The sequence below is a fragment of the Psychrobacter sp. APC 3279 genome, from assembly GCF_030407795.1.
In the GTDB taxonomy this organism is placed as follows: Bacteria; Pseudomonadota; Gammaproteobacteria; order Pseudomonadales; family Moraxellaceae; genus Psychrobacter.
In genome coordinates, this window is record NZ_JASDCR010000024.1 from 22,385 (window position 1) to 37,887 (window position 15,503).

Consider the following 15,503-nt stretch of genomic DNA (forward strand, 5'->3'; position numbering starts at 1 on the left):
ATAATGTTATTCATTATAATGTTAGAGGTAGCTGCTATGCTGCAGAATAAATCTAGTCTAAGTGCTATTTTATGTGTGATAGCTGCCAGCGTTCTCTGGGGAACGACAGGTACAGCGTCTGCTTTTATACCTGACGTTAGTCCGTTAGCCGTTGGTGCGTTTTCTATGGGAGTAGGCGGTGTATTGCTAGTATTGAATGCTAAGAATAATTTATTAAGCGATAGACAGAAACTACTTTCTAAACCCAGTCTCTTATTCATCGGTAGCCTATGCGTTGCTATCTATCCTTTAGCTTTTTATTCCTCTATGAGATTGGCAGGTGTCGCTATTGGTACAGTGATTTCAATTGCTAGCGCACCATTTTTCACTGTTATCATGGAGCGTCTGATTAGCAATAAAAGAATCACTAGTCGATGGGTAGTAAGTTTTATATTTGGTGTGGTTGGCGTTATTTTGCTGACTTTAGGGAAAACCCAATATTTAGATATAAACGCACAAGCAAATAGTCGAATACTAGGCGTGTTGTTAGGGTTAGTTGCAGGATTGACCTATGCCACATACTCATGGACAGCTCGTCAGATGATAGAGAACGGGGTAAACTCGAAATCAGCAATGGCCAGTATGTTCGGTCTGTCGGCGATCTTATTGTTGCCATCATTATTATTAACAGGAGAAAACCTGTTTTTAGATGCAAAACATATAAGCGTTGCCCTGTATCTTGCAATTGCGCCGATGTTCTTTGGTTATTTGCTCTTTGGCCAAGCGTTGAGAGTGATTGAGGCGAGCAAGGCCACGCTTATCACGTTATTAGAACCTATCGTAGCCACTATATTGGCTATCATTATAATCGGCGAAATATTCTCTCCTATTGGCTGGCTAGGCATGTCACTCATGATAATCTGTCTCTCACTGCAAGTAATGAAGACGCCAAAACTGACAAGGTATCGAAGAAGACATGTACTATATAAATAACCAAGCAGTACTTCTGATCACAAGCAGTATTTTTGATGAGTTACTGCCTGCTAAGTATCACTCTTTGTATGTCGTTAGTCTAAAACTGGTAAGTTGAATGGATTAGTTGGGTCAGTCTTTGCTATAGTCTGTCCAACCAAATTTATTGAAGAAATTGTTTATATCTTATAGTGCTATTTTAATTTTACTAATAGATAAGCAGCTATTAGAACGATAAACCAATCGCTATGAACTAATCTTTCAAAAAAACTAGAAAATAAGGAATAACTATGATTAACGCATATGCAGCACAAGAGAAAGGTGGCAAATTTGAGCCTTATGAGTATGACCCAGGTGCTCTAGGCGATCACGAAGTAGAAATCGAAGTACATAGCTGCGGTATCTGCCACAGTGATTTATCGATGTGGCAAAATGAATGGGGTATGACTCAATATCCGTTTGTCGGTGGGCATGAGGTTGCAGGTAAAGTCCTCAATAAAGGCAAGCACGTCAAGCATCTAGAATTGGGCGATAAAGTCGGACTTGGCTGGCATAAAGGATATTGTAACGTCTGCGATCTATGCATCGATGGAGACCACAACCTATGCCCTGAGCAAGAAGGTACGATCATTGGTAACCACGGCGGCTTTGCAGATAAGGTGCGTGCAAAAGATACTAGCGTTATTAAGATACCTGAAGGGCTTGATTTTAACGCGGTAGGACCACTGTTATGTGGCGGTGTCACAGTGTTTAACCCACTTATGCAGTACGACATCAAACCAACTTCTAGAGTGGCTGTAATTGGTATTGGTGGTTTGGGTCATTTGGCATTGCAGTTTGCCAATGCGTGGGGCTGTGAAGTGACGGCATTTACCAGTGAATCAAAAATGGAAGAAGCAAAAGAGATGGGCGCTCACCATTCACTAAACTCAAGAGATGATAGCGAGATTGAAAAAGCCGCAGGTTCTTTCGATCTAATCATCTCAACAGTGAACGTTGATATGAACTGGGATGTCGTGATCAAGACGCTAAGACCAAAAGGTAAGCTACATTTTGTGGGACTGTTAGAAGCGCCATTAGAGATATCGGCTGCACCAATGATTATGGCTCAGAACAGTCTATCAGGCTCGCCAGTTGGCTCACCAGCGACGCTACGTAAAATGTTAGATTTTGCTGCGCGCCATAATATTCAGCCAGTCACTGAAACGTATAAAATGTCTGAGATTAATGAAGCATTTGAGCGACTAGAGAGTGGTAATGCTCGCTATAGAGTGGTGCTAGAAAGAGACTAAACGTCGTTACAGGCAACTAAATGTAGCCACCAAATAAGCACAATAATAGTGATACTCTAATTAATAGATAGAGTGTCACTATTTTTTTGTATCGTAATTCTACTTTTCACCAGTTTTTAAAATATGCGGATTATTTGGAGCTGGGTCTAAGTATTCTTATTTAATTTCTGCTCAGGCAGTTATTACTGCTTTTTTCTAAACTGCTAGTAGGTCGTTTTAAAATCGTAAAAAACCCCTGCTACTGAGTTTACAATAGCAGGGGTAAATACTGGTCTTTTTCAGATTAGCGTAGAGTAGTTTTTCTTATTCTACCGTGACTGATTTTGCCAAATTGCGTGGCTGGTCGACGTCTGTGCCACGCATTACTGCTACATGGTATGACAACAGCTGCACAGGCACGCTGTAGACGATAGGGGCAAGCGTCTCGCAAACATCGGGTACATATACTAAGTGTAGTCTATCTTCCGCGACCATTTGACTGGCTTCGCTAGCGAATACAAATAGCTCGCCATGACGCGCATGCACTTCTTGCATGTTGGCTTTTAATTTATCAAACATACTGTCTTTAGGTGCCAATACGACGATTGGCATGTCTTTATCGACCAATGCTAATGGACCGTGTTTTAGTTCACCTGCCGCATAACCTTCGGCATGAATGTAAGAAATTTCTTTTAGCTTTAGCGCGCCTTCTAGCGCAATCGGGAACTGTAGCCCGCGACCTAAGAATAGACAGCTTTTCTTATCTTCAAAGCTTTCACTCATGGTCTTGATAGGAGCATCAAGGTTTAAGCTGGCGTAGAGTTGTCCTGGTAATTGATGTAATTCACTTAATAACGTATTTAGGTGTTCGTCAGTCATGCGTTTCTGCGTGACACCAACTTTTAATATCAATAATATCAAAGCCACAAGCTGAGTGGTAAATGCTTTGGTAGAGGCGACGCCAATCTCAGGCCCCGCCAATGTTGGTAAGAAAATATCTGTTTCACGTACTAGCGATGATGTCGGTACATTACATAGTGCCAAGCTGACTAAGCCTGCTGGTGTTTGCTTCTGGATATCACGTAACGCTGATAACGTGTCAGCCGTTTCACCAGATTGAGAAATACAGATGACCAAAGTATTATCGATGACGACAGGATTGCGATAGCGGAATTCGCTGGCAACCTCGACCGAGCAAGGTATACGGATAAGGCTCTCAAACCAGTATTTTGCGACCATACCGGCATGGTAACTGGTACCACAAGCAATCACTTGTACATGACGAATACCTGACAACAGTGTCTCATGACGCTGTAAAAAATCGTCGCGTAATTTGGTGGTTTCACCATTATCCAAAGCCATCTCGATCGTACGAGCGACAGCATCTGGCTGCTCATAAATTTCTTTGAGCATATAATGTTTGAACTCGCCTTTATCGGCATTGTGCTGGGTGGCATCAATTTCATGTATCTGACGTTGGACTTCAACACCATCTGCATAAACTTGAATGTTATTACGAGTTAATTTGGCGATATCACCTTCTTCTAGGTACATAAAGCGGTTAGTCACCGGCAGCAACGCCAACTGATCTGATGCGATAAAGTTCTCACCGATACCGACGCCAATAACCAAAGGTGAGCCTAGACGTACAGTAATGAGCTCATCAGGGCAATCTACGTGGACGATACCCAATGCAAAAGCACCGTGCAATAACGGGATAATGGTGCGGACCGCTTCTAATAAGTCAGGTGTCTTTTTGTAGATATCATGGATTAGATGCGCCACAACTTCAGTATCTGTCTGTGAAGTAAATACGTAGCCTTTGGCTATTAACTCTTCTTTCAGCTCAGCGTAGTTTTCGACGATACCATTGTGCACGACCGCAATTTTGCCTGATACGTGTGGGTGCGCATTACGCTGTGCTGGCTCACCATGAGTTGCCCAGCGCGTATGAGCAATACCGATATGGCCATCAAAAAACTCTGGGTTGATAGCAACGGCATTAACCAGTGCCTGTACTTTACCTACTTGACGCTCACGGTGTAGTTCACCATCACGAATAACCGTCAGGCCAGCTGAGTCATAGCCGCGATATTCTAAACGCTTTAGGCCTTCAAGTAAGATATTAGCGATATTTCGCTCAGCAACGGCGCCTACAATTCCACACATGGCTATTCCTTAGATTCAAATTTTAGTAGTTCAATATATAATGGTGCAAGATCAAATAATTTGGTCGGACATTAATGATGAGTCATCAACAGATAAATATAATGAAGCAGCACCACAAAGGTTGCCGTACTGCTTAGGTTTATCCAAAAATGACTGAGGTTGGCTAAACCACCAATGAGCAATTATTTTTTAGTGGGTCGTTGAAAGTCATTTTTTTGTATCTGACGCGCACGGCCAAACGCTAAGGCACTACGATCAACGTCTTTGGTAATCACAGATCCAGCGGCAACGGTAGCTGTATCGCCAATCGTCACTGGCGCGACTAAGCTAGCATTGGAGCCGATAAACGCATTGTCTTCAATGATGGTTTGCGATTTATTGGCACCGTCATAATTACAGGTAATAACACCAGCACCAATATTAACGCCTGTACCGACAGTTGCATCACCGACATAGCTTAAGTGATTTACTTTACTGCCTTGACCAATAGTCGATTTTTTAATTTCGACAAAGTTACCAACTTTGCTGTTATCAGATAGTACGGTATCAGGACGCAAGTGCGCAAAAGGCCCAATATCAACACCAGCACCAATATCAGCGCGATCGATCACGCAATACGGTTTAATATAGCAGGCATTACCAATCTTGGCATTTTTAATAACACAGCCTGCTTCGATATAGACGTTGTCACCTAAGGTACAGTCACCTTCAAATACCACATTAACGTCAATAAACACATCTTGACCAGCGGTCAACGTACCACGAATATCGACACGAGTAGGGTCGGCGAACTGTACGCCAGCTTCTTGTAAGTCAGCAACTAGTTTGCGCTGCCAAGAGCGCTCTAGACTAGCAAGCTGTTGGCGGTTATTAACTCCTTCAATCTCAAACGTATGCTCAGGTTCAATTGCCGCGATAGTAATACCATCGGCGACTGCCATTTTAACGATATCCGTCAGATAATATTCTTGCTGTGCATTGTCGTTAGAGAGCTCAGGCAAATATTTGTGCAATAGAGCATTGTCAACACAGTAAATACCGCTGTTAATTTCTTTAATACTTTGCTCTTCAGCATCAGCATCTTTTTGTTCAACGATGGCTTCAATATTACCTGCTTGGTCGCGTTTAATACGACCCAAGCCAAATGGATTATCGACTGTCAGCGTCAGCATAGACATGCCATCAGTATTGGCAGTTTTTAATGCTGCTAGTGTCTCACAGCTGACCAATGGTACATCACCGTAAAGAATGAGACTTTGTCCTGACTTAGGTAAATCAGATAATGTCACTTTGACCGCATGGCCAGTTCCCAATTGCTCAGTTTGAGCAACCCAAGTAATCGATGCTTGTGTATATTGATTGGTAATCTCCGATTTTACTTGATCACCACCAAAGCCATGAACAATGATGGTTTCATCAACAGTGAGCTGATGACAAGTATCTAGCACATGACCTAATAAAGACTTCCCAGCCAAGGTCTGCAATACCTTTGGCTTTGCTGATTGCATACGTGTGCCTTTACCGGCAGCTAAAATAATTACAGAAAGAGGAGATGTCATAATAGGCTCGCAAATGTAACAAAATATAAGATTGGATTATAGCGCAAATGTTCATTTATAAAAACGCTGTGATGTGCAGGCTTTGTAATTTGAATACCAATAACTTAAGTAAGTAAAATCAAATATATAAGATAGCTAAAACTGTAGTAAATATTTCTGTGCGCTAATATCAAAAAGACATGAACATCATCACAATGACGTAAATAACCAACCAAATGACCGCTGCCATGATGCCTGCAATAATATCATCTAACATTACCCCAAGACCGCCAGCAACTTTTTTGTCTGCCCAGCCAATCGGTGGCGGCTTTAAGATATCAAATACGCGAAATAGGATAAAGGCGGTCGGTAGCCAGCCCCAAAACATAGGCATCATCATTAACGACAATGTGTTTTCAGGCTTAGGAAATAAATAAGACAAAATGTAAGATAACGGTAATAAGGTAATCCACATGCCTGCCCATTCATCCCACACAATATGTGGATCATCGTGCACCTGCATTAATTCAGAAGTACGCCCACAGATCCAGATACCAACCAAACAAGATAAAATAGTCAGCAGTAAAAAAGGAATAAAACCTAGACTCATGAGGGGCACGCCCACAATCAGCCCACCAACAGTACCCCAAGTGCCAGGTGCACGGCGCGGCAGACCACTACCTAAACCGATACCAAGCCAATAGACCACACGGTCAAGCATATTAGCACCAACCGGTAATGGTGGGCAGTCATTCGCTTTACGGATGTCAGGCTTAGATAAGTCGTGATCAGTCATGGATTAGCCTGTAAAGTGTTGGTAACCAGTAAGATTGGGCCACGTTAAAAACGGTGCGGGCTGAGTTGGCGTCACTGGCTGATTTTGATAAAACAGTTCAAGACGTGAGTTATCAGGAGACTTGGTATCTGTCGCTATCGGATCTGCTAGTGCAATTACCTCGCCGATACAAGTGACAGGTGTGTTGCCTATAGGCGGTTTGATATTCACAGGCAAAGTAAATGCCAATTCATAATCATCGCCGCCCGCTAGCTGACCTAATAAGCGATCAGACAAATCGACAGTAGATAATGACTCGCTACTCGGTAGCTTATCTAAATGGATGCGCATACCTACAGAGCTTTGCTGACAGATATGACCAAGATCTTGATAAAGACCGTCGGAGATGTCTATCATCGCTGTTGCACCCATCTTTGCCAATGCTGCACCTAGTGCAATACGCGGCGTTGGCATATGTAGACGATGCGCCAACTCAATACCTTGTGCGCTGTCAGGATGCTGTAAAGCGAAAGCGGCATCACCAAGTGTGCCTGATACATAAACCTTATCACCCACTTGTGCACCTGAGCGATAAATGGCTGGTGTATCTGCGGATAGCAATCCCTGAGCACTGATACTAAGTACTAAACGCTCACTGCGCGTGGTGTCACCACCTATCAGCGTCACGCCAAACAGCTGGCACGCATGAAACAGCCCTTTGGCAAACTCAGTGAGCCATGCGTGATTTGCTAGACGTTCAGGTAATGCCAGCGCTAGCATAATGCTATGCGGCGTCGCACCCATAGCAGCGATATCTGAGACATTAACCGCCACGGCTTTATAGCCAATCGCAAATGCTAATTCGTCAACTCTTTGCCAATCAGCATGAAAGTGACGACCTTGAACCAGTGTATCAATACAGCTAACCAAGCGTGATCCTGCTGGCAATGCCATCACAGCCGCGTCGTCACCAATACCTTTTTCGATACCAGTTAATGGTGCATCCGTGGCCTGCATCTGTGAGAATATACGCTCAATCAGCTCAAACTCGTTCATGGTTAGTCTTAGTCTTTGGTATCGTTAGCGTTTTTCTTGCTCGCCTTAAAGTCACTGATATTTGCACTGGCTTTACTGGCACTACTGCGTTTAACGTTGGCTTTGTTAGCACTGATACGCGGCTTGTTTGATGCAGTCGGTTCATCGACGATCGCGCTTTCCGTTTCAGCAGCAGTTTCGATGCTATCGACTGGATTTGCTTCAGACTGTTTAGCTGCCGCTTTTTGTGACGTACGTAGATTGGCATTGGTATCTGCTTGTACCTCTAAAGCACGCAGCTCACCAGCCATTTTATCCAGTACCGCATTGATCAATTTGTGGGCGTCAGTCGCCCCGAAGTGATTATTTAGCTTCATCGCTTCATCAAGCACGACTTTATAAGGAATCTCTACACGGTTCTGTAGCTCGTACGCGCCAATCAACAATATAGCGTGCTCAACCGTATCTAGCTTATCAACCTCACGATCGAGATGCTGACTGATAAGCGCATCGAGAGCTTCAATCTGCTCTGGGATGTCGCGCATCATTTCATGATAATAACCGATATGGACGGTATGCATGGCATTGGTTGCACGCGTGCGAGCAGCAATATCGTGCGGAGCATTGGCTTTCCAGCCAAGCTTACCATCTACATCAAAGCGGCGATCAGTGACGAGCCATTCGTATAGGCCTTGCATTGCAAAGCGACGTGCCTTACGGATAGCAGTGTGACTGGTCTTGTAAGAAGACTCACTCATATCGAATGTTTGATCACCCGCACTACTGCTCGCTATACGGGTAGCTTCAGCTTGTCCATCGTTGGCTTGTGCGGTTTTCGCAGCGCTAATAGCGCGCTTGAGTTGGTCAGTCATAGGGGGTCTGTACCTAAATTTTTGAGATGATACCCAGTCAAAATATAAATTAACAAAGTAGCTTTTCAGCTTTGTTAATTCAAAATTTCAAAGAGTATAGAAATACGGCGAAAATTCAAAAAGTAGCCAATTGTTTTGATAGCTGGCTAGTGCTATGAGGTGCTGTTATTACTAAATAGCAGCACCAGTTAAACTAATAAACTTGAGCTTTGAAGCTTACGCTTCATCGATGCTGTCATCAATATCTAGCTGTGACAAAACAGCGATCATTTCTAGTACAACCATCGCAGCTTCAGAGCCTTTGTTGCCCGCTTTCGTACCAGAGCGCTCGATAGCTTGCTCGATGCTATCAGTAGTGATGATACCGTTAGCAACAGGGATATTATAATCCATTGCCACAGCGCTCAAACCTTTGGCCGACTCGCTAGCTACAATATCAAAATGCGGCGTGCTGCCACGGATGATTGCACCCAATGCCACAATCGCGTCAAAACGATCTGATTCAGCAGCACGTTGGGCGACAAGTGGTAGCTCAAATGCGCCAGGCACACGGATAACAGTAATGTTGCTACCCAATACACCATGACGGAGCAGGGCATCGATTGCACCATCAACCAATGACTCAACGACGAAACCGTTAAAACGACCGACAACGATACCAATGCGAGCATCAGCGTTTTGATGTAGGTTACCATCGATATGAGTCACGTCGTTGCGCTGCTGTTGTAAATTCGACATAAAAAATCCTTTGCTTAATAAGCGTTCAATTGAAATATAGGCGTCAATAAATAGCTAAATAGTCTGATGCGTTCAATCGATTCGGTCGCCTATTATTTTGGCGTTGCCCTAGTTAATTGAACGAAAATAAATGGTTAGCGCTATGATAGCATTTTTTTGGGTTTTATTTGTATATTACGAGCGTGCTAAAGACGCATCTGTATTCCTTGCGCTGCCATATACTCTTTGGCCTCCAATACCGTGTACTCACCGAAATGAAAAATACTGGCGGCAAGTACGGCATCTACGCCGCCTTCTAGTACGCCTTCTGCTAAATGTTGCAGGTTACCGACGCCGCCTGAGGCGATAACTGGTACATTAACGCGGCTCGTAATTTGCTGCATCAGCGCCAAGTCGTAGCCTTTTTTGGTGCCATCACCGTCCATCGAGGTGACCAGTAATTCACCAGCGCCTAGCTCTGCCATTTTGCTCGCCCAAGCAACGGCATCGATACCCGTTGGCTTACGGCCACCATGGGTGAAAATCTCCCAACGTGGCACGACGATACCATCGACGTTGATATCAGCGACACGTTTGGCATCGATAGCAACGACGATACACTGGTTACCAAATTTCTGCGCGGCTTCACCAACGAACTCCGGCGTAAATACGGCTGCTGAGTTAATCGCCACTTTATCCGCGCCAGCATTGAGCAAATTGCGAATATCAGCGATTTTTCGTACGCCGCCGCCAACAGTCAGCGGAACGAATACCGTTTCTGCCATGCGTTCAACAGTATGATAAGTGGTATCGCGCTCATCATTGGTCGCAGTAATATCCAAAAAAGTAATCTCATCAGCGCCCTGTTCGTTGTAGCGTTTGGCCACTTCAACAGGATCGCCTGCGTCTTTGATATCAACAAACTGAACACCTTTGACCACGCGGCCATTGTCTACGTCAAGACAGGGAATAATACGTTTTGCTAGCATAAAACCGCCTATTAATTCGCGCAAGAATACAAAGATACATCACATAAAATGCTATGATACGCGTAACTATTTTACAAAACAAATGCAAAGGGTGCTTATGTGTCAACTGCTCGGCATGAACAGTAAAAATCCTGCTGATATCGGTTTCTCCTTTGCTGGTTTTCGGGCTTGTGGTGGCCTTACAGACGATCATGTTGACGGTTTTGGCATCGCTTATTTTGAGCCAACGGGACTGCGTTTGTACTGTGATAATCGCGCGGCGATGGACTCCCCACTTGCTGAATTGGTCAGTCAAACCCGAGTAAAAGCTGACAATACTATTGTCCATATACGCAAATCAGATGATCAGTTACTCAGTAACGCTCATCCTTTTACGCGTGAGATTTGGGGCGAGGCTTGGGTGTTTTCTCATAACGGTAAAATGACCATCAAAGAAGCGGACGATAGTGACCCTATCAAGCAAGGCAAGTCACGTCACTATTGCCCAGTAGGTGACACCGATTCGGAGTTTGCGTTTTGTTATCTGCTCAATCAGTTAAAAGACCAATTTGAGTACAAGCCTGATGCGCGGACACTGTATGAGTTCTTGACCGTGCAATGCCGTTTTTTGGCAAATTATGGATTGTTTAACTGTTTGATGTCCAATGGTGAGTGGATGCTTGGCTATGCCAATACTTTATTGTTTCATGTGACCCGTCAAGCACCATTTGGCTTAGCAGCTCTCATTGATGTAGATGTGACGATGGACTTTGAGACCGTCAATGAGACAGATGATGTCATGACAGTGCTCGCTACCACCCCGCTTACCAGTGATGAAAACTGGCAACAGCTAGCCGTTGATGAGTGCATTATTTTTGTAGATGGGCATGTGGTTTATCAAGATGTTCCTAATTCCCCTGTTTATTTATCGATTGAAGAGGGTTTAAGGATCGCAAAAAATGCCTAGCCTATATATTAGCTAGTTTACGTGTCGGCTGATTTATCAAGTAATTGTTTTATTAAGTAGCCGCCTTGTTGAGTCGTTATTTTGCTAAGTGGATATCTTATTGGTATCAACTACATTGTAGAGCACCGCTTGTTGACAAAATATCCTAACGATATTTAAAGTTTGCTTATCGGCGACGTAATGGTCACTATTATCGTCTGTCACTACATTTATTATTACCCAAATTGAATTTATTATTTCACCTACTACTTCTATCATTTAACCGTCATAAGTGAGATGTCATGTCCGTCTATACCCAGTTAACCGATGACCAGTTTGCCGCCTTTTGCCAAAGCTTTGGCGTGTCATTCGCCCGCGCGATTCCGATCACTCAAGGTATTAAAAACTCAAACTGGTTTATTCAAACGACTGACGATGTAGATGGTACATACTCTTACGTGTTTACTTTATTTGAAGAGCGTCCGCCCGCTGATATCGAAAAAATGGCCGTTATCCTCAATCAATTAAATGGCAAGCTACCAGTCGCCGCGCCGCTAGCCGTCATTGAATCAAATAGTTCGCAAACGGATGGCGATGATAAGCGCTATGTCATCCACTATGAAGACAAGGCAATTACTTTAGTGCCGTGTTTAGCAGGCTCACATCCTGATCAAACCACGCAAGCGATGTGTCATGACATTGGCGCGGCATTAGCGATGCTGCATGAAACGCTACAAGCACTACAACCAAGTGAGCAATATGGCGTGCCTCTGTACCCATGGGCAGATGTGCGCGACCGTGAAATGCAGTTTATGCCAGGTGACGAAGCTAAGCTAATGAGCGATATTTGGTGCTCTTATTCAGAATTACCACTGGCAACCTTGCCAAAAGGTCTGTGCCATTTAGATATGTTTGCTGACAATACATTATGGAATCTACAAAAAGGCGAAGCGCGTTTGACGGGCCTGTTGGACTTTACTGAAGTCAGTGTCGAGCACTATGTGATGGATATTGCCATTACTATCAATGATTTTTGTACTACGTGGGGCGTTGCAGAACAAGGTGAATCCGTTAACTTTGACCGTAGTAAAATGGCAGCGTTCTTACAAGGTTATGAATCGATACGCCCGTTAAATAACGATGAAAAGCGTGCACTACCTGTTATGCTGGCAAAGGCCGCAGTGATTTTCTGGTTATTACGTCTAAATGTGATTCACTACAATCGCACTGAAGGTCGTACGGGTGATAACATCATGGTCAAAAACCCTGACTTGATGAAACGTTTGGCCGCTTACCATTGGACGCATGTTGAAAAGTCGCAAAATACCGTATTTGTACTATTAACCAAACCAGATAATCAAATAGTCGGCGTATTTAGCAGTATCACGCAAGCCGAACAAGCGCAGGAAACATTAAGTAGTAGTGAGTTTGCAATCAAAGAATATAGGCTCGATCAATTGTCTTAAGCATTGCTGATTCATTTATTCTAGTACCAATGCTAGTACTAATTTTAGTACCGAAACCTTAGAGGCGACCCCATGACCGATCAAGTTGATAACTGGCACAAACTGGCGCGCTACGATACCAATATGCAAGGTGAGCTGCACGCCAACCTACTACGTAATAACGGCATCACCGTGTCCTTGCAGCCGCTCAGCGCTATCCCAGGTATGAACTCGGGTATCGTTCTCTGGGTAGAAGACACCGACTTGGCAGAAGCTCAGCGCATTTTGGATACCATCCCAACTGATGGTGCCGCTTTGCTTGATGAGATGAGTGATGCTGACTTTGATGCGCTATCTGCCGCTCAAAGCAATGCTACGCAAGGCAATTCAATAATAGACGACAACAACGGCGGTACTTTATAAATGTGTCAACTCTTAGGAATGAACTGTAATACCCCAACGGATATTGGCTTTAGCTTTGCAGGCTTTCGCAAGCGCGGCGGGATGACGGACAGTCATGAAGATGGCTTTGGCATTGCCTTTTTTGAGCGCAGCGAATGCAGCAATAATGACAAAGCTAACGATGAGACGGCAAATGACTCAACGGGTCTGCGTCTGTTTCATGATAATCGTCCAAGCCATCTGTCGCCAGTCGCCGATTTGGTCAATAACTATCCAATCAAAGCCATGAATGTCATCGCGCATATTCGTAAAGCGACTCAAGGGCAGAACTGCTTGGCAAACACCCATCCATTCGTCCGCGAAGTCTGGGGCGAGCAGTGGGTGTTTGCGCATAATGGACAGATGAATAGCGAATTTATCAAACGCTGTCAGCGCTTGCAAGACAATGGCAATGCGTCACATTGCCAACCAGTTGGTTCGACCGATTCTGAAATGGCGTTTTGTTATTTGGTTAATCGTCTAAAGAGCAGCTTTAAATCGCGTCCTGATGACAAAACGCTGTTTAATTTTTTGACTACGCAATGTCGCTATCTGTCCGCCAATGGATTATTTAATTGCTTAATATCCAATGGCAGGTGGCAACTGGCTTATGCCGGTAGCTTACTGTTTTATCTCACGCGCAAAGCGCCATTTGGTGAAGCGAAACTCGCTGATGATGATATGGCGATTAACTTTGGTGATGTGACTACAGATACGGATAAAGTTACTATTCTAGTCACCGTGCCATTGACTGAAAATGAAAAATGGCAGCAGCTCGCCGTCAATGAATGCTTAATCTTTCAAGATGGTGACGTCATTTATAAAGACAGCCCAAGCCAGCGTAAATTTTTGACCGTTGATGAAGGTATTGCAATTGCACGCGCGGTTGGGGCGAGTGTTTAGCGGTTAATAGATATCTAATGTTGTTTAAATATAACCCCCACAACACCGTTTAAACTTCTCACCTGACCCACAAATGCACGGTTGCTTTTGGCTGACAGTCATCGCAACCGTCGGATCTAAAAAGTACCAGCGCGTATCCTTATTTGCTTTGTCTTTTACCTTTACGAAGGTGGACAGCTCATGATGCGCTTGTACTTTTACTGTTAAATCACCTGCATTATCTTTTGCATTAAAGTAAGCCTTAAATTCAACCTGTGCATGTCTTTTACCAAGCTTTGGCGTGTGCTCTACAATCTCTAATCCTGCCCAGTCTGTCTCTTTTGCCCAACTTTCAATCGCATTAATATCAAGTAATGCTTGCTGAGCAGGCACTGTGGTCTTGACGATATACTCTGATTTCACCAATGCAAAGGCACTATAGCGCGAGCGCATCAGCCGTTCGGCTGTCTCCGCTTTTATACCATCTGCTTTGTCAACCTCATCGTTATAAAAAGCACTATTATAAAAAGCACCATTATAAAAAGCATCATGATATGGCTGGCAGCAGTCTTGATAGGATAGCGGAGCGTCTGTCATCTCTGCTGTTGGATTAATTTGGCACGGGCAAGTATCTGGGTAAGATTGCATGTTTTACTCTAATTTTTGTTTGGGCTTATTCGTTTAGGCTTAATGGTCTTTTGATAACTTTATTGCAGCATGCTTTTTATTAATTCTGGCAATATGCCGACTTTGAGCTGCGCCCATGCGGAAGGATCACTTAGTCGTGACCAAAACATTTCAAAAGGCGGGGCGGCATATACCAGTAGCGCAAGGATAGTATATAAGAGCAAATACCACCATTTGTCTTTTGGCTGATAAAACTTCATCGCCGTGCCCGATGAGCGCTTCATTTTCATATTGGACAAATTGACGCTATACAGCTCGTCCAATGACAAATGTACCATCGCGCCACCAAATAAAAACAGACCATAAAACCAGCTAGTCGTCAGTGGTAGGTGCAAGCCATAATAACTTAGGCACGTCAACCCCAATCCCAGTATTGCCATATACGGCACAGAGTGGATGACGCCGCGATGCACCGTCATAGTAGTAAAAATATGAAAAACCACGTAACGCATAAAACCGTAGCCTGCTAGCCACAATACTATCAATGCCAGTAAGCTCAAGTCACTACGCCAATGCATGACCAGCCCAAAGGCAAATATAAACGAGGTGATATTAAAACCGAGCTTAATCGGTGTTGAATTATCAGAATCTAAGTCTGGCAGCAATCCACCGATAGTACCAAGCGCTACGCACACCAAAAACCCTGAATCATCAATCAATCCAGCTTTATAAACCGTCAAACTCAGTGTGCCGCTGACCATAAAGGCGACATTTAAGTGGGTATTAAAATTTGCCATAAAACTCATTCTTCCATAGCGCTCAAAAAGTCCTTTCGAGCGGCGTATCTAGCAGTAAAAAAGCGCACC

Annotated in this window: 15 protein-coding genes; 6 read left to right on the top strand and 9 right to left on the bottom strand. The window is 43.9% G+C overall.

All coding sequences use genetic code 11. The features are described 5' to 3' along the window. Positions 1-36 precede the first annotated feature (36 nt). Entirely contained in the window at positions 37-972 is a 936-nt protein-coding gene (locus QL898_RS12435; protein ID WP_290177036.1) for an EamA family transporter, read from the top strand. A 269-nt stretch (positions 973-1,241) separates the two neighbouring features. Continuing rightward, a complete protein-coding gene (locus tag QL898_RS12440; RefSeq protein WP_290177037.1) occupies positions 1,242-2,243 on the top strand; it encodes an NAD(P)-dependent alcohol dehydrogenase in 1,002 nt (333 codons plus the stop codon). A gap of 303 nt (positions 2,244-2,546) precedes the next feature. Here QL898_RS12440 and glmS read toward each other — a convergent pair whose 3' ends face one another. The 7 genes from glmS to hisF form a co-directional block, all read right to left on the bottom strand. After that, a complete protein-coding gene (glmS, locus tag QL898_RS12445) occupies positions 2,547-4,391 on the bottom strand; it encodes a glutamine--fructose-6-phosphate transaminase (isomerizing) (protein WP_290177038.1) in 1,845 nt (614 codons plus the stop codon). Positions 4,392-4,573: 182 nt separating this feature from the next. Continuing rightward, positions 4,574-5,950 (bottom strand): bifunctional UDP-N-acetylglucosamine diphosphorylase/glucosamine-1-phosphate N-acetyltransferase GlmU, encoded by a 1,377-nt coding sequence (gene glmU / locus QL898_RS12450; protein WP_201548448.1) that lies wholly within the window; start codon positions 5,948-5,950, stop codon positions 4,574-4,576. Positions 5,951-6,119: 169 nt separating this feature from the next. Continuing rightward, on the bottom strand, positions 6,120-6,725 hold the full coding sequence (locus QL898_RS12455) for a phosphatidylglycerophosphatase A (RefSeq protein ID WP_290177039.1): 606 nt from the start codon (positions 6,723-6,725) through the stop codon (positions 6,120-6,122). A 3-nt stretch (positions 6,726-6,728) separates the two neighbouring features. Continuing rightward, entirely contained in the window at positions 6,729-7,760 is a 1,032-nt protein-coding gene (gene thiL, locus QL898_RS12460; RefSeq protein WP_290177040.1) for a thiamine-phosphate kinase, read from the bottom strand. 8 nt (positions 7,761-7,768) lie between these two features. Further along, a complete protein-coding gene (nusB, locus tag QL898_RS12465; protein WP_290177041.1) occupies positions 7,769-8,611 on the bottom strand; it encodes a transcription antitermination factor NusB in 843 nt (280 codons plus the stop codon). A 216-nt stretch (positions 8,612-8,827) separates the two neighbouring features. Beyond that, positions 8,828-9,349 (bottom strand): 6,7-dimethyl-8-ribityllumazine synthase, encoded by a 522-nt coding sequence (ribE, locus tag QL898_RS12470; protein WP_075106501.1) that lies wholly within the window; start codon positions 9,347-9,349, stop codon positions 8,828-8,830. Positions 9,350-9,534: 185 nt separating this feature from the next. Next, positions 9,535-10,317: an imidazole glycerol phosphate synthase subunit HisF gene (hisF, locus tag QL898_RS12475; protein WP_101205985.1), complete on the bottom strand. Its 783-nt coding sequence runs from the start codon at positions 10,315-10,317 to the stop codon at positions 9,535-9,537. A 97-nt stretch (positions 10,318-10,414) separates the two neighbouring features. On the opposite strand from hisF, the gene QL898_RS12480 reads away from it, so the two are divergent. From QL898_RS12480 to QL898_RS12495, 4 genes are all read left to right on the top strand, one after another. Next, a complete protein-coding gene (locus tag QL898_RS12480) occupies positions 10,415-11,263 on the top strand; it encodes a class II glutamine amidotransferase (protein ID WP_290177042.1) in 849 nt (282 codons plus the stop codon). Between the two features lie 281 nt (positions 11,264-11,544). Beyond that, positions 11,545-12,708, top strand: a complete 1,164-nt coding sequence (locus QL898_RS12485; protein ID WP_290177043.1) for a homoserine kinase — start codon at positions 11,545-11,547, stop codon at positions 12,706-12,708. A gap of 72 nt (positions 12,709-12,780) precedes the next feature. After that, positions 12,781-13,110 carry a hypothetical protein gene (locus QL898_RS12490; protein WP_290177044.1) on the top strand — a complete coding sequence of 110 codons (330 nt, stop codon included), beginning with the start codon at positions 12,781-12,783 and terminating at the stop codon, positions 13,108-13,110. Beyond that, positions 13,111-14,031, top strand: coding sequence for a class II glutamine amidotransferase (locus QL898_RS12495; RefSeq protein WP_101205983.1), 921 nt, complete (start codon positions 13,111-13,113; stop codon positions 14,029-14,031). 24 nt (positions 14,032-14,055) lie between these two features. Here the strand turns inward: QL898_RS12495 and QL898_RS12500 are convergent, their stop codons facing one another. After that, on the bottom strand, positions 14,056-14,658 hold the full coding sequence (locus tag QL898_RS12500; RefSeq protein WP_290177045.1) for a YchJ family protein: 603 nt from the start codon (positions 14,656-14,658) through the stop codon (positions 14,056-14,058). Positions 14,659-14,717: 59 nt separating this feature from the next. Continuing rightward, positions 14,718-15,434 (bottom strand): metal-dependent hydrolase, encoded by a 717-nt coding sequence (locus QL898_RS12505; protein WP_101205981.1) that lies wholly within the window; start codon positions 15,432-15,434, stop codon positions 14,718-14,720. Positions 15,435-15,503 lie beyond the last annotated feature (69 nt).

Bases quoted from the DNA above. Each gene is read 5' to 3' on its own strand.
- QL898_RS12435 (WP_290177036.1), top strand. From the start codon at position 37: ATGCTGCAGAATAAATCTAGTCTAAGTGCTATTTTATGTGTGATAGCT.
- QL898_RS12440 (WP_290177037.1), top strand. From the start codon at position 1,242: ATGATTAACGCATATGCAGCACAAGAGAAAGGTGGCAAATTTGAGCCT.
- glmS (WP_290177038.1), bottom strand. From the start codon at position 4,391: ATGTGTGGAATTGTAGGCGCCGTTGCTGAGCGAAATATCGCTAATATC.
- glmU (WP_201548448.1), bottom strand. From the start codon at position 5,950: ATGACATCTCCTCTTTCTGTAATTATTTTAGCTGCCGGTAAAGGCACA.
- QL898_RS12455 (WP_290177039.1), bottom strand. From the start codon at position 6,725: ATGACTGATCACGACTTATCTAAGCCTGACATCCGTAAAGCGAATGAC.
- thiL (WP_290177040.1), bottom strand. From the start codon at position 7,760: ATGAACGAGTTTGAGCTGATTGAGCGTATATTCTCACAGATGCAGGCC.
- nusB (WP_290177041.1), bottom strand. From the start codon at position 8,611: ATGACTGACCAACTCAAGCGCGCTATTAGCGCTGCGAAAACCGCACAA.
- ribE (WP_075106501.1), bottom strand. From the start codon at position 9,349: ATGTCGAATTTACAACAGCAGCGCAACGACGTGACTCATATCGATGGT.
- hisF (WP_101205985.1), bottom strand. From the start codon at position 10,317: ATGCTAGCAAAACGTATTATTCCCTGTCTTGACGTAGACAATGGCCGC.
- QL898_RS12480 (WP_290177042.1), top strand. From the start codon at position 10,415: ATGTGTCAACTGCTCGGCATGAACAGTAAAAATCCTGCTGATATCGGT.
- QL898_RS12485 (WP_290177043.1), top strand. From the start codon at position 11,545: ATGTCCGTCTATACCCAGTTAACCGATGACCAGTTTGCCGCCTTTTGC.
- QL898_RS12490 (WP_290177044.1), top strand. From the start codon at position 12,781: ATGACCGATCAAGTTGATAACTGGCACAAACTGGCGCGCTACGATACC.
- QL898_RS12495 (WP_101205983.1), top strand. From the start codon at position 13,111: ATGTGTCAACTCTTAGGAATGAACTGTAATACCCCAACGGATATTGGC.
- QL898_RS12500 (WP_290177045.1), bottom strand. From the start codon at position 14,658: ATGCAATCTTACCCAGATACTTGCCCGTGCCAAATTAATCCAACAGCA.
- QL898_RS12505 (WP_101205981.1), bottom strand. From the start codon at position 15,434: ATGGCAAATTTTAATACCCACTTAAATGTCGCCTTTATGGTCAGCGGC.